The 21,110-nt window shown below is 70.3% G+C and carries 12 protein-coding genes and 2 pseudogenes; 6 read left to right on the top strand and 8 right to left on the bottom strand.

Annotated elements, in window-relative coordinates:
• Positions 1–103: 103 nt before the first annotated feature.
• From ACFVS9_RS31475 to ACFVS9_RS31455, 5 genes and pseudogenes are all read right to left on the bottom strand, one after another.
• On the bottom strand, positions 104–3,085 hold the full coding sequence (locus tag ACFVS9_RS31475; RefSeq protein ID WP_389937913.1) for a KR domain-containing protein: 2,982 nt from the start codon (positions 3,083–3,085) through the stop codon (positions 104–106).
• Positions 3,072–5,954, bottom strand: a complete 2,883-nt coding sequence (locus ACFVS9_RS31470; protein WP_389937911.1) for a type I polyketide synthase — start codon at positions 5,952–5,954, stop codon at positions 3,072–3,074. The genes ACFVS9_RS31475 and ACFVS9_RS31470 overlap by 14 nt, the downstream gene beginning before the upstream one ends.
• Positions 5,955–6,024: 70 nt before the next feature.
• Positions 6,025–6,675: pseudogene (locus ACFVS9_RS31465) on the bottom strand (polyketide synthase); the annotation flags it as partial.
• A gap of 128 nt (positions 6,676–6,803) precedes the next feature.
• Complete coding sequence (locus ACFVS9_RS31460) at positions 6,804–7,028, bottom strand: DUF5988 family protein (RefSeq protein WP_389937908.1); 225 nt, start codon at positions 7,026–7,028, stop codon at positions 6,804–6,806.
• 755 nt (positions 7,029–7,783) lie between these two features.
• Positions 7,784–10,558 carry an AAA family ATPase gene (locus ACFVS9_RS31455; protein WP_389937905.1) on the bottom strand — a complete coding sequence of 925 codons (2,775 nt, stop codon included), beginning with the start codon at positions 10,556–10,558 and terminating at the stop codon, positions 7,784–7,786.
• Between the two features lie 180 nt (positions 10,559–10,738).
• Here ACFVS9_RS31455 and ACFVS9_RS31450 point away from each other — a divergent pair, with 180 nt between their 5' ends.
• On the top strand, positions 10,739–11,653 hold the full coding sequence (locus tag ACFVS9_RS31450; RefSeq protein WP_389937902.1) for an MBL fold metallo-hydrolase: 915 nt from the start codon (positions 10,739–10,741) through the stop codon (positions 11,651–11,653).
• 29 nt (positions 11,654–11,682) lie between these two features.
• Positions 11,683–13,206 (top strand): carboxylesterase/lipase family protein, encoded by a 1,524-nt coding sequence (locus ACFVS9_RS31445; protein ID WP_389937899.1) that lies wholly within the window; start codon positions 11,683–11,685, stop codon positions 13,204–13,206.
• 433 nt (positions 13,207–13,639) lie between these two features.
• Here ACFVS9_RS31445 and ACFVS9_RS31440 read toward each other — a convergent pair whose 3' ends face one another.
• Positions 13,640–14,554 (bottom strand): NmrA family NAD(P)-binding protein, encoded by a 915-nt coding sequence (locus tag ACFVS9_RS31440; protein WP_389937896.1) that lies wholly within the window; start codon positions 14,552–14,554, stop codon positions 13,640–13,642.
• A gap of 98 nt (positions 14,555–14,652) precedes the next feature.
• Here ACFVS9_RS31440 and ACFVS9_RS31435 point away from each other — a divergent pair, with 98 nt between their 5' ends.
• The 4 genes from ACFVS9_RS31435 (at position 14,653) to ACFVS9_RS31420 (ending at position 18,708) form a co-directional block, all read left to right on the top strand.
• Positions 14,653–15,231, top strand: a complete 579-nt coding sequence (locus ACFVS9_RS31435; RefSeq protein ID WP_389937893.1) for a TetR/AcrR family transcriptional regulator — start codon at positions 14,653–14,655, stop codon at positions 15,229–15,231.
• A gap of 314 nt (positions 15,232–15,545) precedes the next feature.
• Entirely contained in the window at positions 15,546–16,007 is a 462-nt protein-coding gene (locus ACFVS9_RS31430) for a VOC family protein (protein WP_383116579.1), read from the top strand.
• Positions 16,008–16,769: 762 nt separating this feature from the next.
• On the top strand, positions 16,770–17,015 hold the full coding sequence (locus tag ACFVS9_RS31425) for a hypothetical protein (RefSeq protein ID WP_383116578.1): 246 nt from the start codon (positions 16,770–16,772) through the stop codon (positions 17,013–17,015).
• 550 nt (positions 17,016–17,565) lie between these two features.
• Complete coding sequence (locus tag ACFVS9_RS31420; protein WP_389937890.1) at positions 17,566–18,708, top strand: DUF4190 domain-containing protein; 1,143 nt, start codon at positions 17,566–17,568, stop codon at positions 18,706–18,708.
• Between the two features lie 806 nt (positions 18,709–19,514).
• On the opposite strand, the pseudogene ACFVS9_RS31415 reads toward ACFVS9_RS31420, so the two are convergent.
• Positions 19,515–20,291: pseudogene (locus ACFVS9_RS31415) on the bottom strand (IS5 family transposase).
• 48 nt (positions 20,292–20,339) lie between these two features.
• Positions 20,340–20,786 (bottom strand): hypothetical protein, encoded by a 447-nt coding sequence (locus ACFVS9_RS31410; RefSeq protein ID WP_389937887.1) that lies wholly within the window; start codon positions 20,784–20,786, stop codon positions 20,340–20,342.
• Positions 20,787–21,110: the final 324 nt, after the last annotated feature.

Raw genomic sequence — 21,110 nt, 5'->3', positions numbered from 1 at the left:
GGCGTCGCGCTGCCGGCGTGGGGCACGGCGCCTACCGGTTCTCGCGTGCTCGGTCCGGGAGGGACTCGTCGAGGCTCCCGGCCTGCGGGTGGGCAGTTGCTCCTCAGCGCTCGACGGTGCGTGGGGTGGCGATGCGGTCGGCGATCGTGACGATGCTGGCCCCCTTGAGGAGCATGGTGACGGGGAGCGTGACGTCGAATTCCCGCTGGAGACGGTTGCGCAGCTGGGTGGCCATCAGGGAGTCCATGCCCTGCTTGTTGAGGGGTCGCCTGGTGCGGATGCGCTCGGGGGGTGTGCCGAGGACGTCGGCGGAGATCAGGATGACGGTCTTCTCCACTGTGTCTCGGTCGCCGGTGTCGTCGTCCAGGGTTGCTCCCGCGTCCCCTGCCGAGGTGGATCCGCCACTGGTGTCCCGGGTCGACGCGGGTTCGTGCTCGCCCGGTGATTGCTCGGTGGTGGGCTCGTCATCCGCTGCGGAGCCTTCGTCGTCAGCGACTGACGGGGAGGGCCGGTCGTACGGAGCTGATGGGTCGGGTCCGGGCTGTGCGCCGGTCAGCTCCCGCAGGAGGGGAGAACTGGCGGCTTCGGGGTACACCTGTGCCCATCGGGACCAGTCTGTGGGCAGGGGTGTGGTCTGCGGGCGTGCTGTCCGGAGTATCTCCTCGAGCACGGTCATGCCTTCGTCGGGAGTGAAGCTCGTCATGCCCTGAGGCCGGGAGCTGCGTCCGTTCTCCTTCTCCCAGCGGGCCGTCATGCCCGCCTCGCTCCAGAAACCCCAGTTGACGACCGTCGCGGGCAGGCCGTGCGCGCGGCGGTAGTGGCCCAGCGCGTCGAGGAACGCGTTGCCCGCCGCGTAGCAGCCTCGGAACGGAGAACTGATCTGGGAGGCGGCGGACGAGAAGAGTACGAAGAGGTCGACCTCGTCCAGGGTCCTGTGGAGTTCCCAGGCGCCTGCCGTCTTGGGGCGGAGGATCCGTGCGAGTTCGGTGCGCCCCACGTCCGTGAGTGACACGTGCCCGAGCACTCCGGCCAGGTGGAAGACCCCACGGACCGGTGGCTTCCCGGCGCGCTCCCGTTCGGTGAGGAGCGTGCCGAGGGCGTCGTGCTCGGCGATGTCGAGGGGTGCGTAGACGGCATCCACTCCCCTGTCCTTGAGCCGGCGCACATGGGCGTGACCGCTGTCGTCGAGTTCGCTGCGGCCGATCAGCAGCAAGCTGGTGCATCCGTGATCGGTCAGCCAGTGCGCCAGGTGCCGTCCCAGGCCGCCCATGCCTCCCGTCACCAGATAGGTGGCGTCGGCGCGAAGTGGCAACACACTGTCCAGGTCGCTGCTCGGGTCGATCGGGGCGTGCGGTGCGGGCAGGGGTTGGGGTGAGGCGGGGAACGTGATGACGATCCGGCCCGAGTGCTGTGCCTTGGCCATGTACTGGAGGGCCGCGCCGATGTCGCTCAGTTCGAACTCCGTGGCGTTCAGGGGCTCGAAGACGCCGCGGCGAACGAGGTCCCAGATCTCGTCGAGTGCTTCTGCGACCCGTTCGGGGTCCCGCCTCAGCATCTTCCAGACGTCGAGGGTGATGAGGGACCGGTTGTCGGCGAGCAGTCCGAGCGGCAGCGGGGTGTTCTCCAGGATGTCGCGTTGGGTCAGCTCGACGTAGCGTCCGTAGGGCGCCAGGAGGGACAGGTTCGTCCTGATGGCTTCGCCCGCCAGGGTGTTGAGGATGACGTCCATCCCCTCTTCGGCTCCGTCGGCGCGGAAGTCCTCCGCGAAACGCTGTGACCGGGAGTCGGAGATGTGCCGTACTCCGAGGTGTTCCAGCTGGTGGCGCTTGCTCTCGCTGCCCGCGGTGGCGTAGACCTCGGCCTGCTTCCATCGGGCGATCTGCAGGGCGGCCATGCCGACCCCGCCGGTCGCGGTGTGGACGAGGACGCGTTCCCCGGCCTTGAGCCGGGCCTGGGTGTGCAGGGCGTAGTAGGCGGAGAGGAACGAGCTGGGGATCGTGACCGCCTGAGCGGCTGTCAGGCCGGCCGGCACGTGGGTGACCACGCATGCCTTGGCGTGGACGTGGGTGGCGAGGGCTCCGGTCACGGCGGCCACGACCTTGTCACCGGCTGCAAGGCCGGTCACCCGGGGGCCGACGGCCTCGACGATGCCGGCGCATTCGAAGCCGAGGTCCGGCGCCTTCTCCCCGTCCCAGGGTGGCAGGCCGAGCGTGGTGAGTACGTCGTGGTACGTGAGCCCGGCGTGGGAGACCTTGATGAGGACCTCGTCGTCGTCCGGTGCACGCGTGTCGACGGGGAGCATGGTGAGGTCTTCGATCAGGCCCGGCTCCGGGAGGCTCAGCCGTCCCGGCTCGCTTGCTGTGACACCGGTGTGCTGCGGGCGCGCGACGGGGCGGTCGGCCTTGAGGAGGCGTGCGTGGTAGCGGCGGCCGTCACGTAGCGCTGTCTGGTCCTCCTCACCGGGCTCCGTGAGCAGCGAGGCCAGTGCGTCGGCCGATGTGGCGGTGGCGTCGAGGTCGACCAGGCGCGTGCGGAGGCCGGGGGCTTCCGTGGCCAGGGTCCGTCCTAGGCCCCACAAGGGGGCCTGGGAGGGTGACGTCACGTCCGTGTCACTGACGACGGCCTGTGTCCCCTGGCTGAGCAGCCAGAGCGGGGGCGTGTCCGTGGCCTTGTGGGCGTGAAGTGTCCGGGCGAGGTGTACGGGGCCCTGGCAGACCGCCTCCTCGCACCGTGTCGGGCCTCGGGAGCCGGTGTCAGGGCCGGCGTTCAGGGCACGGGCGTAGACGATGCCCCGGGGTGCGGCGGTCGAGGTCAGGGCGTCGAGCGCGTCCGTGATGTCCGTGCCGTCCTCGTCGTCGATCACGGTGACGCGGTCACCGCGTGCGGTGAGGGAGTTGGTCAGGATGCGGCTGGTGGGCCCGTTGTCGGCGAATATCAGCCACGAGCCGCCTCGTCCGGACGGGCGGGAGGCCGCGGGTGCGGGTGCGGGTGTGGGGAGCCAGCGCAGTTCGTGGAGCCAGGCCTCGTGGTGGGGGCCGGAGGGCTGCTCCGCCTCGTGGTGCGGTCGGCGGTCACGGTCGGTCATCGGGTGTTCGTTCCTCTCGGTTGTGCCGGGTCTCTTCCACGGGGTCGTGCGGGGCGGCTCCCAGGAGGTACTGGAGCCGGAATCCGCGCAGGATCGCGGTGAGGCGGCCGTGGTCGTCGTAGATGGTGATGTCGCCCCGGAAGGAGTCGTCGCGGGGTGAGGGCAGGGCGCGTGCGTGTGTCCACAGGCGGCGGGTGGGGGGCCGCAGGAGTGTCGCCGAGTCGGCGCTTCCGGCGACGATCAGCTGGTCGCGGCCGTCGGGGACCGGTGGGCGGGCGGAGAGCAGACACTGGCCCGCGGCGTCGAGCAGTGCGGGATGGAAGGCGTAGGAGTCGAGCTCACCGAGCAGTTCTTCGGGGCACTCGATGAGGCCGAGCGACTCACCGGGGGCGGTCCAGACGTCCTTGAGTCCGCGGAACACGCCGCCCCATTCGTTGCCTGTGCGGGCGTGGTCGGCGTAGAAGTCGTCGCCGGACCGGTGCCGCGTGCACCGTCGCTTCGCGTCGGCGAGGCTGTCGGTGTGGTCGGTGGCGGGTGCCGGTGTGCCGGTTCGTGCCGGCTCGTCGGCGGCGGTCGCGGCGGCCTCGCCGTGCAGGGTCCACTCACGGTCGTCGGGGGTACGCCCCAGCACCCGCACCTTGTACCGGCCGGTCCCGATGGGTCGTGCCGTCACCTTGAGCTCGATCTCGTCGCCGTCGTCCAGGAACAGGGCCCGGTGGTAGGCGATGTCCTCGACGCGGGCCGTCGTGCCGAGGACGGCCCGGCCGGCGGCGGAGATGATCTCCACGTACGCCGTTCCGGGCAGGATGACCGTGCCCTCGACACGGTGCCCTCGCAGGTAGGCATGTTCGTGGGCGGACAGGGCCAGGGTCGAGCGCCATTCGTGGGCGCCTTCTTCGTCGGTGCTCATGCGTGTGGCCAGGAGGGGGTGCCTGGGCGGTGTGGCGCTTTCCGCGGTCCGACGGGGCTGCGGTGCCCCGGTGGGGGCGGGGGTGAGCCAGAAGGACTCTCGCTGCCAGGGGTAGTGGGGCAGCGGTACGTAGGAACCACCCTCTGCCACCGCTTCCCATCGCACGGGGGCGCCGGCGGTGTAGAGCGATCCGAGGGACCTGAGGAGGCTGCCGCGTCCGGTCTCCTTCCGGCGCAGGGACCCGACGGCGAGCGTGCTGCGGCCTGTCTGGTCCGCGGTCTCGGCGATGGCTTCGGTCAGCAGCGGATGGGGGCTGATCTCGACGAAGAGGGTCTCCTCCCTCAGTGCCTGCCGTACGGCCCCGACGAAGTCGACGGGTTCGCGGATGTTGCGGGCCCAGTAGTCGGCGTTCATCTGGGAGCCGTCGATGGTCCGGGTCAGCAGTGTGGAGATCACCGGCAGGCGGCCGCTGTGCGGGACCACGTCCGACAGCGAAGTGAGGAGCTCTTCCCTCACGGGTTCCATCTGGCGGCCGTGCGAGGCGTAATCGACCTTCACCCACCGGTGGAAGACGTCCCTGGTGTCGAACTGCTTGAGCACCCGGTCGAGTGGGCCGCGCTCACCGGAAAGGAGGGTGGAGGTCGGACTGTTGGCGGCTGCGACGCACACCTCGTCGTCGTCGAGGGCCTCGCGGACGTCGTCGGCTCCCAGCTCGACCCAGGCCATGGCCCCCTGCCCGCTGGTGCGGGCCGCGAGCGAGCTGCGCCTGCAGATCACGGCCGCGCAGTCGGCCAGCGGCAGGGCTCCGGAGACATAGGCGGCGGCCGCCTCGCCCATGCTGTGTCCGATGACCACGTCGGGTTCGATGCCCCAGGAACGCCACAGTGCCGCCAAGGCGACTTCCATCGCCCACAGGGTGGGCTGCACGATGTCGGGAGCGGTCGCCTGCTTCTCGTCACGGCCGTACAGCACCTCGACGGGCGACCAGCCCGCCTCCGCCTGGACGGCCGCGTCACAGGCGTCGAGAGCGGCGCGGAAGGCGGGCTCGGACGCGTACAGGTCACGGCCCATGGACTCCCACTGGGAGCCCTGGCCGGGGAAGACGAACGCGACTCGGGCGGTCAGCGTCTCGACGTCGTCTGCCAGGCAGAGGCCGGCCGTGTCCCCGTCCAGGAAGCTGTTCAGCGCGGTGCACGCCTGTTCGTGGGTGGTGGCGACGATCGCGATCCTGTTCTCCCGGTGCTCGCGGCACACGGATGCGCTGAAGCAGATGTCCCGGAAGGAGGAGGCACGCCCGGGGCCTTCGGGGGCGAGGAAGTCGGCGTAGGCGCGAGCCAGGTCCCTGAGGCCGTTCCCGGACGCGGCGGAGAGCGTCAGCAACTGCGGTACGTCCGGCGGGTCCTGGGCGCGGTCGGGGGGTACGGGGGCCGTGTCGGGCCGGGCGGAGAGGACGACGTGAGCGTTGCTGCCGCCGATGCCGAAACTGTTGACGCCGGCCAGTGCTCCCCCGGTGCGCCGGGCGAGGGTGACGGATCGGGTGGGGACTCGCAGCGGTATGTTCTCCCAGTCCACTTCGGGGTTGGGCTCGCCGCTGTGCAGGCTCGGTGGCAGGAGTGCGTTCTCCAGTGCCAGGGTCGCCTTGATGAGGCCCGCGAGACCCGCGGCGGCCTCTGTGTGACCGATGTTGGTCTTCACCGAGCCGACGTAGCACAGCCGGTCAGGGTGGCGGCCCCGGCCCAGCACGGCGGCCAGGGAGCTGAGTTCGACGGGGTCTCCCGACGCCGTGCCGGTGCCGTGCGCCTCGACGAAGTCGACCTGGGCCGGGTCCAGACCGGCGGTCAGGTAGGCGCGCTCCAACACGGTGCGCTGTCCTTCGTGCGCGGGGGTCGCCAGATAGCCGCTGGTCTGTCCGTCGTTGCCGACCGCGCTGCCGCGGATGACAGCCCGGACACCGGTCACCGTCGCGCATCGCCCGGTCCAGGGGCTTCAGGAGGAGGGCTCCGACGCCATCGCTCCGAACGAAGCCGTCCGCCGTACGCGAACCGAACTTGCAGCGGCCGTCCCCGGCCAGCATCCCGGCGTCGAGGTACGCGACACCGTCGCCCGGGGCGAGGATGAGGTTCGCGGCACCGACGAGCGCCAGGTCGCACTCCCGGGTGCGCAGGCTCTGGACGGCCAGGTGGACGGCGGTGAGTGAGGAGGCGCACGCCGTGTCCACCGTCATCGACGGACCGCGCAGGTCGAAGGCGAATGACAACCGGTTGGACGAGATGGCGCGTGACGACGCGCCGGTGAGTCCGTAGAACTCGACCGGGTCGTCACCCGCCTGCTGAAGGTGCCAGTAGTCGCTGCCGATCTGTCCCACGAAGACACCCACGTGCTGTCCCGCGAGGCGTGCCGGAGGGCGTCCGCCGTCCTCCAACGCCTCGTAGCCGACCTCCAGGAGTAAGCGCTGCTGCGGGTCCATCAGTCGGGCTTCGCGCGGGGATATCCCGAAGAAGTCGGCGTCGAACCGGTCGACGCCGCTGATGAAGCCTCCGCGCGTCGGGACGTTCTGGCCGTGGGGCGTCGTGTCGGTGTCGTAGCGGTCCGGAGGCGTGTCGGTGATCGCGTCCCCGGCTTCGCTCATCAGGTTCCAGAATTCCGCCACGCTGCGCGCACCTGGATAGCGGCAGGACATACCGATGATCGCGATGGGCGTGTGAGGGAGGTCTTCACTCTCGTTTTCCCTGTCGTAGGTTCTACTGTCCTGCATTCTCGCTCCTTCTCGGTCGCGGGTCGGTCGGATTTCGTCGTGCGGAGCTTCGGTCATTCGGCGATCTTGGTGCTGTAGATCCACCGGTAGACGGGAGTCGAGTGACCGTCGGTCTCGATGCAGTCGTCGGTGGCTTCGAAATGTTCACGGCCGTTCAGATGGCGTACGGCCACTCGGTCGGCGAGGGCGTCGGCCGACACAGCCCACCGCTCCGGAGTACCGTCCGGGCCTCCTGTGAGCAGTACTTCGACGTCCTCTTCGCTTTCGTCCCGCCGCATGATTCACCTCTCGGTATCAAATGCCCGGCCTTGATCGGCATTTCCTCGGAAAAGGGAGCCGTCCCGTACTGATGGCGCTTCGCGCCGCCCGTACGTTCACGCCCGCCGCCTGCCCTGGGGGGAAATCAACTAACACAGGTGAGGCGTGCACGTGTTGAACGGCTCGCGGGGCGAGGGAACACCTGAGGGACCGGTGGGGACAGAGAGGGGGGATTTCCTGTGGCCAGAGGCGTCCTCTCGCCACTTACCGGAATGGACCCGGCGAAGAGCGGATCTTCGAGCGACAGCGCCTACGGGGTTTCTTGATTACTGGTCACGGTCACGGGACGTTCCTTACCGGCCGAGGCCCACCGGCCCTCAGCGCGGGCCAGGGGTGAGGTCCGGGCGCGGCTTGTCGCCCGCCCCGCTCGGTGTCGTTCCCGAGGGCGTGGGTCTCGTCGACGGGGCCGCGCCGGGGATCGTCCCGGGTCACCGCACTACGAATGCTGCGCGTGCGCTCGATGCCGGCACGCGACGTCCTGGCCACCGGCGCCGGCGGGGCGTGGGTCACTCCGCCCGTCCGCACCGGGTTCGAGCGAGGGCCTCGGGGTGCCGGGGAGAAGGGGCCGCCCGGCCGGTCACGGCTCGAAACTCGCGCGGCCGACCCGGTCCGGCGGGACAGCTGGACGGCCGGACGGACGGCGGGACAGCTGGACGGACGGCGGGACGGCCGGACGGCATCCGTCAGGTGGCTGCGTCCACGGCCGGGGATGCCGTCATTCCTGGTGGCCGGCCGTCGTGAGGGTGCCCTCGACGAGGTCGCGCAGCTGGGACCGGGCGGTGATGCCCAGTTTGGGGAAGCTGCGGTAGAGATGCGAACTGACGGTGCGCGGGGAGAGGAAGAGCCTTTCGCCGATCTCCCGGTTGGTCATCCCGTGGGCGGCGAGCCGGATGATCTGCTGCTGTTGTGGGGAGAGTGCGGCGAGCGCGTCGGGGGCGGCGTCCACGACGTCCAGGCCGGCGGCACGCGATTCGGCCCGGGCGCGCTCGATCCATGGGCGTGCGCCCAGGCGCCGGAAGGTCTCCAGGGCCTCGGTGAGCGGCCCGCGCGCCTCCGCGACGCGTCGACGGCGCCGCAGCCACTCGGCGAGGTCGAGCAGGGTCTGTGCGCGTTCGAAGGGCCAGTACTCCAGTACCGGATCGGCCAGAGCCGCCCGGAAGTGCGGTTCGGCGTCGTCGGGGCCCGCCAGCAGGCCACGGGCCCGGCTGATCAGCGCACGCAGACGAGGTGAGGCGTTGTCCGCCAGGGCGGACACCGAGCGCTCGACGATCTCGGCAGCTTCCTCCCGGTGACCGCAGCGCACAGCGGCGGCGGCCAGGTCAGCGAGGGCCGGGTAGGAGGCGTGGTAGTGGACCGGCGCGCCGTCCACCGTGAAGACCTTGCGGAGCTCGCCGTACGCGGTCCCGTAGGCGCCTTCCGCGGCTGCCGCGGCGCCGAGCGCACGGCGGGCGTGAACGGAGACCGAGCGGCTCTCCAGCGGATCGATGAGGACGAGCGCGTCCTCGGCCCGGGCACGGGCCGAGTGCACGTCCCCCTTCAGGGCCAGCACTGTGGCATCCACGGCTGCCGCGCATGCCACGGCGTGGTCGAGGCCGGCCGCCCGGCCGACCGCGGTGATGCGGGCGCAGGCCTCACGGGCCTGGTCCCACCTTCCTCGTTCCAGGTAGGCCCAGGCGACCGCGCCGCCCAGGCCCTCGGGCAGCGCTCCCCGCGTCGCCCAGCGGTCGAGGGCCTCGTCGAAGGCGCGGACGGCCTGTGGGGTCTCGTCCAGGAGCCATGCCATGATCCCGAGAGCGATGAGCCGCTCCGGCCGGCCCTCCGCCTCGGCGGCCAACCGTGGGAGTCGACGGACGAGTTGGTCGCGGTTGTCGAAGGGATCCGATACGGCACTCACCCAGGTGCGCAAGCCTTCGTGCGGGGCGTTCCCGGGAAGACGCCGCAGGACGTCCTGGATGCGGTGGCGCTGGGTGTCCTCTCCCGAGTAGAAGCGGACCACGGCGGCGCCGGCGAGGAGGTCCAGCCCGGCGTCAGGCTGGGAGGAGGCCAACTGCTCTGCGTGGTCGGCCAGTCGGGTGAAGACCACGGAGTGACGCAGGGTCAGGACCGCGAGCCGTCCCGCGTGCACAGCGGCGGCGGCCAGCAGACCTTCGTCGTCCGTGCGCGTGTGTGCCGCGGCGACCAGATCCTCGACCCAGGCGAGGTCTCCGGTGAACACGGCCTCCCCGGCGGCTTCCACCAGCAGCCGGGCGCTGTCCTCGTAGCGCGGTGCGAGTTCCGCGGCGCGCTGTAGAGCCTGGGCCGCCGCCGCGTGGCCGCCGCGGCGGCGGGCCCGGCCGGCGGTCCGCTCCAGCTCCGCCGACACGGCCGCGTCCGGGTGCGGGCAGGCGGCAGCCAGATGCCAGGCACGCCGGTCCGGTTCGTCCCGCAGCGTCCCGGCGAGGGCGAGGTGAGCCTCGCGCCGGGCGCCCGGGGACGCGGCGTGGTAGACGGCGGACCGGACCACCGGGTGACGGAACCGGACGTCGCGGCCGACCCACCGGACCAGCCCGGCCTCCACGGCGGGCAGCCAGGCCGCGTCCCCGGCGCGCGGGAGGCCCGCGGGGACGGAGATCGTGGTGTCGGCGCTGTCCATGGCGGCCAGGAGCAGCAGGGCTTGCGTGGTGGGGGTGGGGAGGCTGTTCAGACGGGCGGCGAAGATCTGCTCCAGGTGGTCGGTGAGCGGAAGCGGGCCTGCCGGCGGCAGCCCCGCGGCCGTGTCCTGCGCGGAGGCTGTCCTCGCCAGTTCCCACAGCGCCAGCGGGTTGCCGCCCGCCTGGTCGAGGACGCGTGCTCTGGTGTGCCCGGTGGGGCTTTCCGCCCGCAGGTTCAGCAGCTGATCGGCGGCAGCTCTGTCGAGCGGCTCCAGGGTGAGCAGGGGTACATGGCGGCCGAATCCCGGAAGATGAGTGCCGGTACGGACACCGAGCAGCATCGTGACCGGTTCACCTTCCAACCGTCTGGCGACGAAGGACAACGCGTCCAGGGAAGCACGGTCGAACCACTGCACGTCGTCCAGCACCACGAGCACGGGGTGGTGGGCGCCCAGGGCCGACAGCAGGCTCAGGAGGCCGACGCCCACCAGCATGAGATCGGGGTCTGGCACGGCCGGCCCGTCGCCGAAGGCGTGCCGCAGCGCCGCGCGCTGCCTGCCCGGCAGTGTGTCCATCTCGGCCTGCACCGACCGCAGCAACTGGTGCAGTGCGGAGAACGCCAGGCTCGACTCCGACTCACTCCCCTGGGCCCGCAGTACGCGGGCGGTGCCGGCTTCAGCCCGATGCACCGCGTGGTCCAGCAACGCGCTCTTCCCCGTGCCCGTGTCACCGACCAGCATCAGGACGGGGTCGGCCGACACCGAGTCCACGGCAAGGAAGAGGCGGGCCAATTCCGCGTCCCGGCCGACGACCGGCTCCGGTCCTGCGACCGCGCCGCGGTCGCCTGTGTACTCGTCCACGGAGTCTCCCGGAATCATGGCTTTCGATCGGAGTGGCCCAGCCCTGGCCCGTTCAGGTTACAAGCGGCCGGGACGGCACCCGGGCCATGCGCGCAGGTGCAGTGATGTGACGGATACCGCGCGCGCCGAAGCCGCTCGTACGGTTCCTTGAAAACCTCCGCATTCCCGAGGAACGGCCCCATGGAACAGATCACGCTCGGCGACGTCACCATCACGCGGGTATGGGAGTACTTCGGTTCCGTCGAAATGACGCCCGACGCCTTCTTCCCCGAAAGCCCGGAAGAAGTGTGGAATGAGGGCGCCTCCTGGCTGACCCCGCACTTCCTCGATTCCGGGACCAATACTGTCAACTCCGCGATCCAGACCTGGCTGGTGCGCAGCGCGGGCCAGACGATTCTCGTGGACACCGGCGTGGGAAACCACAAGGACCGCCCGTACGCGCCGGTCTGGAACCGGCTCGAAACAGGGTTCCTGGCCAATCTGGCGCGCGCCGGCGTCGCGCCCGAGGACGTGGACATCGTGATCAATACACATCTCCACATCGATCACGTCGGCTGGAACACGTATCTGAAAGACCGGCAGTGGATACCCACTTTTCCCCATGCCACCTATGTGATGCCGAAGGCCGACTTCGACTTCTGGAATCCCGAGAGCGACCACAGGCCTCTGCTCGGTCGCGGCAACCAGAACGTCTTCGAGGACAGCGTGGCCCCGGTGCACCGGGCCGGCCAGACACTGCTGTGGGAGGACAGCCACCAGATCGACACCGGCCTCCGTCTCGACGCGGCTCCCGGACACACCCCCGGCTCCTGCGTACTGACCCTCACCTCCGGGACCGATCGCGCGGTGTTCGTCGGCGACATGCTGCACAGCCCCGCGCAGATCCTCGAACCCGACTCCAACAGCTGCTTCTGCGAGGACCCTGCGGGCGCCCGCGCCACCCGACGCAAGGTGCTGGGATGGGCGGCCGACAACAACGCGCTCGTCATTCCCGCGCATCTGGGCGGCCACGGTGCCGCCGAAGTGGCGCGGCGGGGGGACAAGTTCTCCATCAAGGGCTGGGCCCCTTTCGCCCCGTACCCCGAGCAGGTCTGAGTCCTGCGGAAAGACACGAGACACAGAACATGAGCCACCACACCGATCCCGTCGTGACCACGGTTCAGGGAGCCGTCCGTGGTCTGCGGCAGGGCGGCACCACCGTGTTCCTGAACATCCCCTACGCCGCCCCGCCCCTTGGCGGCGGCCGGTTCGAGCCGCCCCGGCCGCACGCGCCGTGGGACGGTGTACGGGACGCCACCAGGCCGGGGCCCAACGCGCCGCAGTCCGGACGCACGCTCGGCAGCGTGGACATGTCCCCCTACTTCGGGCCTGGTTGGAGCCGGGGAGAGGACCACCTCACCGTCAACGTCTGGATGCCCGCGGCCTCCGGCGGCGAGCTGCCCGTCATGGTGTTCGTCCACGGCGGCGGATTCGTCGCCGGATCCACACGGTCCGCGCTGTACGACGGCTCCGCCTTCGCCCGCGACGGCGTCGTCCTGGTCACCCTCAACTACCGTCTCGGCATTACCGGGTTCCTCGACCTCCCCGGCGCGCCGGCCAACCGTGGCCTGCTCGACGTCGTCGCCGCACTGGGCTGGGTTCGGGAGAACATCGCAGCCTTCGGCGGTGACGCGCACAACGTCACTCTCTTCGGGCAGTCGGCCGGGGCCACCATCGTCGGCGGCGTCCTCGCCGCTCCCGAAGCCGCGGGTCTGTTCCGCCGGGCGATCGTCCAAAGCGGCAGCGGCCGGGGGGCGTTCACCACCGAGCAGGCGGCCCGCGTCACCCGGGCGGCGGCGGAGGCCCTGGGCATCGAGCCCCGCGCCGACGCCTTCGCGGACGTTTCCGACGACCGCCTCGTCGAGGCCGCCTCCCGGCTCGCGGGCATCGACCTGCAGACCGGGACGGACCGCGATCCACTGATCGGATTGAGTCCCTTCAGTCTGGTCCTCGACACGCAACCTGCCGATTCCGTCGCCGCAGGCCTCGGCGAGGACATCGACCTGCTCATCGGGACCAACACCGAGGAAGGGAACCTCTATCTGGTCCCCGTGGACAAGTACGCCACCTCGACCGCCGGGGACGTCGACGACGCGGCGGCGCGCTCGCACCCGAGTCCGGCGCAACTCGTCGAGACGTACCGCAAGGCACGCCCCGAGGGGTCCTTCGGTGAACTGCGCTCCGCCATCATGGGCGACGCGCTGTTCGGCGCGGGCAGTTGGGCCCTGGCCGACGCGCATGCGGCCCACCCCGGGTCGGCCACCTACGCCTACGCGTTCGCCTGGCGCTCCCGCGCCCTGGACGGAGAGCTCGGCGCCACCCACGCGGTCGAGCTGCCCTTCGTGTTCGACCTCGCGCACCTCCCCCAGCTGCACGGCCCGTCCCGCCTGCTCGGCCCCGGGAAGCCCCCGGCGGATCTCGCCGCCCGCATGCACGCCGCCTGGGTCCGGTTCGCCAGGACCGGCGACCCCGGCTGGGACCCGTACGACGACGAGCGCCGGGCCACGATGCGCATCGACACCGAGTGGACGCAGGTCGACGACCCTCGCCGCCGGGAACGGCGGGCCTGGCACCGGCCTGCCGCCGTCCTTCCCGAGGACACACCCTGACCAGAACCGTCATCACCACGGAGAACGCACCCGCCCTGGCAGTCCAGCCGTCCCAAGGCACCCGTCGAGGTCCCCGTTCTGGAGTTCATCTCCGCGCAGCTTCCGCTCGGCCCGGACAGGAGGGAGCCTTCGGCGCCACGGCCACCGAGCGGACGAAGGAGGCCCTGCGCAAGGCAACCGCCGTACCCGATGAGGACGTCACGGTACTCCGCGTGTACCTCACCTTCCCCTGCCAGTCCGGCCGAGGCGTACGCGGAGCCACCCGGCGAGCCCCTCCCTGCCCGCACCATCGTCTCCGCATGCGGCTTCCACCGGGTCGACTCGTGAAGTCCGACGCCCTGGCGGTGCTGGACGACTGACGACGGGGCCGGTCGTCCGACGAGGACGTGCGCCGGGTGGGCGGCATGTTCCGAGTACTTTCCGCTCCGCCTCCTCAGCGGGACGTCGCCGTCAGGTGCTTGCGCGCCCAAGCGGCGAACGAGGTCAGCGGGATCCCCAGCTGCTGAGCGAATTCGGGGCGCGCCGGATGGGCGACCGTGTTGGTCCACTCATGTCCGGCGCCCCATGACGGCATCCCTGCGGCGAGGGCTTCTTCCACGCTCATCGACGGCGCGACGACGGGCACGCCCCATACCTCGGACAAGGTCTCCGCCAGCTGCTCCATCGTGAGCCGGTCGCCCGCCAGCTCCAGTTCCACCTCGTGGAAGCGCTCCGGGTCGGCGAAGGCATGAGCAGCAGCCGCGCCGATGTCCTCGCACGAGATCACGGCCAGCTCCGTGTCCGGCTTCAGCACGGTGGCCAGACCGCCGGCGGGCCCGTTCGGCACCAACGCGGGGATGTTCTCCATGAAGAACGCGGGCTTGATCACCGTCCAGCGGTCGAAGCCCGTCCTGCGCACCGTCTCCAGGATCGCCTGCTTGGTGTGGAAGTAGTCCTCCATCGCCGCCCAGCGGCCTTCGGCCCAGCCGGGGGCTCGTGTGTGTGCGCCGACCCCGCTGGTCGAGGACTGCACGAACTGGCGCACCCCCAGGCTTTTCGCCACTTCGATCAGGTTCGTGGCCTGCGCCAGTTCTCCCGCGAAGTCGACGCTGGTCTCCGTCATGGGCGGCATCTGCACCGAGAACACCGCGCGGACTCCTGCCAGGGCGGGGTCCAGGGAGGCCCGGTCGGAAAGGTCGGCCTTGACCAGCTCGGCGCCCAGCGCCTCGACGGCCCGGGCGGGCTTCGACTGCGGGTTGCGTACGAGCGCTCGTACGGGCGTACCGGCGGCCAGGAGGGCGCGGGCGGCGGCCCCACCCTGACGGCCGGTGGCCCCGGTGACGAGAACGGGCGCGGCTTGAGTGGTCATGGTTCTGCTCCTCACAGGTCGAGAACAGAAACGGCGGGGCCCGCCGTTTCTGTTCCACTAGAATATGGAGGGCCCCTCCGTTTAGCAATGAGGAGAACATGACCGGCCAGCGATCGGACGCCCGCCGCAACTACCAGCGCATCCTCGCCGTCGCGGAAGCCGAGGTCGCGGCACACGGCAGTGACGCCTCGCTCGAACAGATCGCCCGCACCGCCGGCGTCGGGTCGGCCACCGTGCGCCGCCACTTCCCCACCCGCCAGGTCCTCCTCGAAGCCGTCTTCCAGGAACGCATCGAGAAGCTCTGCGAACGTGCCCGCCGACTGGGCGAAACAGACGACAGCCGCGCCGCGCTCCTGGACTGGCTCCACGGCCTCGTCCAGTACGCCGTCTCCGCCCGAGGCCTCGCCGACGCCCTCACCTACCAGCCCCCCACCGACGAACCCACCACGCACTCCTGCGGCGACGCGCTCGAAGAAGCCGGTACGCCTCTGCTCCGGCAGGCCATCCGCGACGGCGCGGTCAAGCCCGACGTCACCTACCGAGACCTGCTCACCCTGAGCGTCGGCATCGCCCTGGCCACCGAACATCTCAGCACCCCCGCGACCCAGGCCGACCGCCTCTTCCACCTGGCCGTCGAGGGGCTCAGTCCCGCACGGGGGGAGGGCGTCACGTCCTGAGGGAGCAGGTCCAGAAGCCGGGCCGACACGCGACGCTCGACCACTTCGTACCGCCGGGGTGCACCGCGACGAGCTCGACGAACCGCAGGGTTCTGCCTGCACAGCATCCGCGACCGCCCGCCGCCCATGCCCTGCCCTCCCCCCTGTGGCACACCGGTCCAGAAGCCTCCAAGATGCCCCGAATGTCGCAGCAGCGGTGGCCGCCCTAACCTGACAGAAGGCTCCGGCGGAACAGCTGGGACCGACTGCGCGATGACAGTCACCGACATCGGCCAGGAGCTGCCCGTTCACTCACGAAGAAGGGAGACCGCCCCATGCCCCAAGAAGGCTTTCCCGCCCCGGACTCCGGAATGCTCCTCAGCTATTTCCTCACCGTCGCCGACGTGCCGCGTTCCCGCGCCTTCTACACCGACGTCCTCGGCGGGGAGATCGTTCTCGCCGAGAACCCGTGCACCGTCCGGCTGGCGAACAGCTGGCTCATCATGAACCCCGGCGGCGGCCCCACCCCCGACAAGCCCGGCATCACCCTGCACCCACCGGACGACCCGACCACAGCAACGTGTTTCCTCAACATCCGTGTGGCCGACATCCAGGCCGTCTACCGCGAGTGGAGCGCCAAGGGAGCCCAGTTCCTCACCGAACCGATCGACCGGAAAGCCGAGGTCCGTTGTTACCTGCGCGATCCCGACGGCTACCTGATCGAGCTGGGACAGGCCACGGGCATGCTTCACGGCGTCTACGCCGACCGTCCCCCCGGACAGCCGGGACACGCCTGAGGGCAGGCGCCCTCACACACGACGGCCGGGTGTCGGGTCCCCGCCGCAGGAACGCGGTGCGGTCACTGAAGACGCTGGGACGCCGCTCCAGGAGTCCCGATCCGGGACAGCGAGGACGGGCGCTCCGAGTTCCGCTGTGCGTGCAGCCCGATCTCAGCGGTGTGACACCGCCTGAAGACTCGCCGCGCCCGGCAGACCAGATCGTTCGTCCGCACGGTCATGCGCAAGGCTCGACACGTTCCGGATGTCCCCAAATGCCGTTCAGTGGCCTGCAACGAGGCGCTCTTCCTTCGGAGCCGGCAATCCGGATCAGCAACAGCTGCGGGTTCCGCTCATGCGGATCCACCCTGCTCCGCGCCTCCGCCGTTCGGTACGTCCTCCGCTGCGGTGCATCGCCGTTCCACCGCGTGTGGCCCGAGTTGGTCCGACGCCGCTTCGTTCACCGTGCGGCGCTGGACCAACTCGGTTCACAGCGACGGGGTTGACGGGATTCCGGCCCTCAACACGCCCTTGGGCAGCTGGACCGGGAGCGTCACCGTCCCCTGCCTCGGCGAGACTTCGCAGACCGCCTCGCCTACCCCCGCACCGCGCCGAGGCACCGTCGCGGCCGGTCTCGTATGTGACGCTGTCGGCGTCTGGACCTGGGGCTTCTCGGAGAACGATCTCGTCCGGGTGACATGTCGTTTCCAGTGATCGTTGCACGGCGTTGAACCATCCGACTGGCCGTTCCCGGCACGTCATCCAAGATCCATGGGAGTAGTCATGCGTATGCGCTCTGCCCTCACCTCGTCCGTCCTCGCCGTCGGCATCCTCCTCGGCGGTGCCGGCGCCGCCCTCGCCAACGACGGTGGCGGGCTCATCCAGGCCACCGGTTCCCAGGGGGCCAAGCGGACCGACAGCACGTCGTTCGCCGGGGTCATCGACCACGTCGGACCGGTCTGGGCCAACAACAGCCAGTCGGAGTCCGAGTGGGAGCACTTCTCGCTCCAGGGCATCTTCAGTTTCTGAAACGTTGGCCCGGCACCGTCAGGTGAAGCACCGGGCCGCCAGTGACGGTACGGGGGCGGTCGACTTCACGTCGGCCGCCCCTCCTCTGTTCCGTATCGGCGTCCGACCCCGAGGCGCGGTTGTCCGTTTCAACCCCTGTGGCTCATGGCCGCGTTGAGGGGCCGGGAGGTCAGGACGGCGCCCGCACGGCCACGCCCACCGGCCGCCGACAGCCATACGGCTGAGTCCCGCCTCGTCTGCCCCTCCACCCGCTGTCCCCGACGGCCGTGCGTTGCTGAACGGCCCCGATGCCGGGCCGCGCCCGGACCACGGCCGCCCGTCTGGCAGGGGCAACTCCCGCGTTCCGACGGACGGCGCTCCGTACTCGGGGCCAAGACCCCTCACGATGCGATGGATCGGGGCGCGGTGACTGCCGGGGTCCGGCAACGTGCGGCTGCGTGAGCTGGTGGGTTATGGCCCTGTGTTTCCCTGTGGCGGCGACCGTACGGTCCATTCTCACGTGCGGGCGCGGGACCGACGCTCCCGGAAGTCAAGAGAATGAGCTGTGCACATGACGCTTTCTCCCCCTGGCCCACCTTCGTCGCAGGGGCAACCGCCCCAGGACGGCCCGCCGGCCTGGCACGGGCCGCACGTTGTCCAGCCACTGCCGGTCAGCGGATTCGCCATCGCCTCGCTCGTCCTCTCACTCGTCTGCCTGGCACCCCTGGGCATGCTGTTCGGGATCATCGCGCTGGTACGGATATCCCGTCGCAAGGAACGCGGCAGAGGACTGGCGGTGGCCGGCATCGCCGTATCCGGCGTGGTGCTGCTCCTGGCCCTCCTGATGATGGCGGGGGCCGTGCATTTCTCCGCCTGGTCGAACACCGCGCCCCGGGGCCCCGTCGAACGGAGCGACGAGGTGAGCGTTTTCGCCCTGAGGACCGGCGACTGCTTCACCCCGGCCACCGAACTGTCACGGGACAACCAGGGGCCGCTCAGGAACGCCACGGCCGCGCGGGTGCACTGTGATGCGCCCCACCGTGGCGAGATCTACGGCAGCTTCAAGCTGACTGGCCAGGGCGCATTTCCGGGTACCGAAGAGGTCATGAAGACCTCCCGTGACCGGTGCGGAGCGCTTCTCCTGGACTACGCGCTGGACTTCGTGGCACACGGCCGGTTGCAGACCTACTTCTACTATCCGGACCGCGGCGGATGGGAGCAGGGCAGACGGTCCGTGCTGTGCTGGGCGGGTAAGCCGGAGGGAACCCTGCAGGAGTCGATACGCAAGGGGGAGGGCGACTTCGAACCGGTCCAGTACGCCTACGTCTCGGCATTCCGCCCCCTGTTGGAAGCACAGCTTCGGGCCCCCCAGCAGAGTCCTGACGAGGACGTGGACGCGGCGCGTCGATGGGCCGGGGAGATGAGCGCGGCGTACCTGGAGACCGCCCGCTTGCTGAGGGAGGCCCGGGACGGGGAGCCGAGCGATGCCCGAGGACCGGCCGGGCGCATCGCGGTGACCCTGGACGGGGCCGTTCCTCATTGGAAGCAGGCCTCGCAGGCAGAAGACGCCGACGCGTTCCTGGCAGCGCTCGAGAAGGCGGAGAGCGGGGGCGACGTGATTGTTGAACTGGACTCCGAGGCTCGGACGGTGCTGGGACTTCCTGTCGCCGAAAGTCCGGCGCCGGAGAGCGGGAAGGGCAGTAGCGGGGCCTGAGTTCAGGAGTGGGGGGCTGAGCGTGGCCGCGTCGAGCACGGGGCCGGGAACCCCGCGCCGGGCACAGCCGATGTCGGTGCGATGAACCCGGGGCCCCTCACGATGAGGAGAGTGGACCCCGGGCCCCGGTCGCCTTCCTGCCGCGGGGCGGTGCCCGCTGCTTCCGTCGGGCACAGCCTCCGGGCCTTCACCCCGGCGCCGTCGAGCGGCGGCACGGGGCAGCCCGATGCGCTGCCCACAGCTCCAGCCGGTCGACCGGCGCCTGCCTCACGGCGCTGCCGTTCGGGCAGTGCTCGCCTGTCTGAAGCCAACCGTCCCGTTCGCGCAGGACGGTCCGCGCGGCTTCCCTGGGGGATGTCGCGACGGTGACCTCTTCCTGTCCCGAGCGTCCCCGGTGTGTCCTGCTTGATCGCACCACGTCGGTCCTGCTTGATCACACCGCGCCAGGTGCCACTGGCGACCGGCCCGCAGCGTGGCCCGGCGCGAGCTCGTAAGCCGCCCGATGACCGTCCGCGCGCTGGTCCCCTCGGCCAGGAGGGCTGCTCCGACGGCCCGCCGCTCGCCGGCGGGCGCGGCGCGGGCCAGGGCGACTCCCAGCGCCACACCGCCCACCGCGCGGCATTCATGTGGGTTCCGGTGTCGGCGTACTTGCGAATGTGGCTCTGGCGAGATTTTCGTAGGCGGAGATCATCCCGGTGCGGGCAGTCGCCTGCTTTGCGAGGCGGGCAGCCTTTGAGGCTGTTCTGTTGAACTGTCCTCGTTGTGAGCGCACTTGGCCGGGTTGCTGGTCTTCTCGGTCGATACTTCTAGGCACTGTCTGACAAACGATCTTGGGCGGGTTCGCGGAGCCAGAGGATGAGTGCCGCAAGGTGGAGTCCGGCCTTGCAGCGGGTGGCCAGTTTGTCCAAGCGGGTGGCGATCGCACGGAACTGCTTGAGACGGTCGAAGCGGCGTTCGACCACGCTGCGGGCCTTGCAAAGCTCTCGGTCGAAGGGCGGCGACCTGCCGTCGGCCTGACCGCGCCGCACACGGTTGGCCTTCCGATCCGCCCGCTCCGGGATCACCGCCCGGATACCCCTGCGCCGCAGAGACCGGCGGATCGCCCGGGACGAGTAAGCCTTGTCCGCGATGACCGCGTCGGGCCTGCGGCGGGGCCGTCCGGCCCCGGTCCGGGACCGGCCGAGCGCCTGGCCAGCCGTCGCGCATGCCGGATCTTCCAGTTCGTCCCCTGCCGCCGCCCCATTTTGCGGGCTCCGGCGGCGTACTGGTGGGCTCGGTTGATCGTGGAGTCGACCTGAACCGTCCACTCCACGGTTCCGACGGAGTCGTCCCGGAGCTGAACCTGCTCGAGCAGGCGGGCCCAGGTGCCGTCCGCCTCCCAGCGGGCGAACCGCTCATAGACCGTCTGCCACGGCCCACAGCGTTCCGGCAGGTCACGCCACGGCACCGGTCCGCAACCGCCACAACACCCCGTTGATCACCCGCCGGTGATCCCGCCACGGATGCCCGCGCCCGTCAACACCTCGCAGCAGCGGCGCTATCCGCTCCCACGCCGAATCCGTCAGCTCACCACGACCCACCACAAGATCAATTATCAGACAGGTCCCAGGGATCCGGCCAATGGCTTCGGGTCAGGTCCGCTTGCGGCTCGCGATCTCGTCAGAGAGCTGCTGCACATGGGCGGGGTCCGCGTCCCGGGCAAGGGCGACGTAGTGATCCATGACGGCCGGCCGGTAGCGCACGGGCAACGTCTGTCCTGGGGCGAGTCGGGTGAGCTCGGTGATCGTGAGGTCTTCGTCCGCGATACCGCGGAACGAGATGCCTCCGGCGGTCTCCACGTCGAACATCAGGACCACGCGTGGATTGCCGTTGACCTCCCGCCAGTCGACGAGCACGCCGAGCGCAAGCGCCCCCGTACGCAGTTCCGCATTGCGCTTCCGTGCATCACTGCTCAGGAACGGGTTCGGGGCGACGCCCGGGAAGTCGGGCCCGACGCCGAGCGATTCCCGACTCAGGTCGGGCCTGAGCTGCGCCATCAGATCGTTCAGATCGGTGAGCTTCTTCTTCCAACCGAACATCCTGACCCCTCCCTCACGCCAGTGCCGGAATCCCGACCTGGTGCTTCGCTCCCACCGCGATCATACGGCGCGGCCATTCCCGACCACCGCCGCATCGCCCCGTCCCGACGGGGTCGCCGTCTGCGGTCGCGGACGGGCTCGGTCGAGAGCAACTGAAAACACGACACGGGACCAGAGTTCCGGCCAGAACGCCCAACCTTTGCCAGACACGCCCTACGGTGCGTTTCGAAAGTGGATCAAGCTAGTGTGCCCCGATGACAGAGACGCAACGACGCCGCGACGTAGGCCCGCCTGGCAGCGACTCCGACGAGAAGTCGACATTGT

The sequence above is a fragment of the Streptomyces sp. NPDC058008 genome (genome assembly GCF_042886395.1).
Taxonomy (GTDB): domain Bacteria; phylum Actinomycetota; class Actinomycetes; order Streptomycetales; family Streptomycetaceae; genus Streptomyces.
The sequence above is the reverse complement of the archived record's forward strand: the minus strand, read 5'-3'. Positions and strand labels throughout refer to the sequence as shown.

Excerpts from the sequence above, each read along its gene's own strand:
- ACFVS9_RS31460 (WP_389937908.1), bottom strand. The coding sequence starts at position 7,028 with ATGCGGCGGGACGAAAGCGAAGAGGACGTCGAAGTACTGCTCACAGGA.
- ACFVS9_RS31435 (WP_389937893.1), top strand. The coding sequence starts at position 14,653 with ATGACCGGCCAGCGATCGGACGCCCGCCGCAACTACCAGCGCATCCTC.
- ACFVS9_RS31425 (WP_383116578.1), top strand. The coding sequence starts at position 16,770 with ATGCGTATGCGCTCTGCCCTCACCTCGTCCGTCCTCGCCGTCGGCATC.
- ACFVS9_RS31430 (WP_383116579.1), top strand. The coding sequence starts at position 15,546 with ATGCCCCAAGAAGGCTTTCCCGCCCCGGACTCCGGAATGCTCCTCAGC.
- ACFVS9_RS31410 (WP_389937887.1), bottom strand. The coding sequence starts at position 20,786 with ATGTTCGGTTGGAAGAAGAAGCTCACCGATCTGAACGATCTGATGGCG.
- ACFVS9_RS31440 (WP_389937896.1), bottom strand. The coding sequence starts at position 14,554 with ATGACCACTCAAGCCGCGCCCGTTCTCGTCACCGGGGCCACCGGCCGT.
- ACFVS9_RS31445 (WP_389937899.1), top strand. The coding sequence starts at position 11,683 with ATGAGCCACCACACCGATCCCGTCGTGACCACGGTTCAGGGAGCCGTC.
- ACFVS9_RS31475 (WP_389937913.1), bottom strand. The coding sequence starts at position 3,085 with ATGACCGACCGTGACCGCCGACCGCACCACGAGGCGGAGCAGCCCTCC.
- ACFVS9_RS31450 (WP_389937902.1), top strand. The coding sequence starts at position 10,739 with ATGGAACAGATCACGCTCGGCGACGTCACCATCACGCGGGTATGGGAG.
- ACFVS9_RS31420 (WP_389937890.1), top strand. The coding sequence starts at position 17,566 with ATGACGCTTTCTCCCCCTGGCCCACCTTCGTCGCAGGGGCAACCGCCC.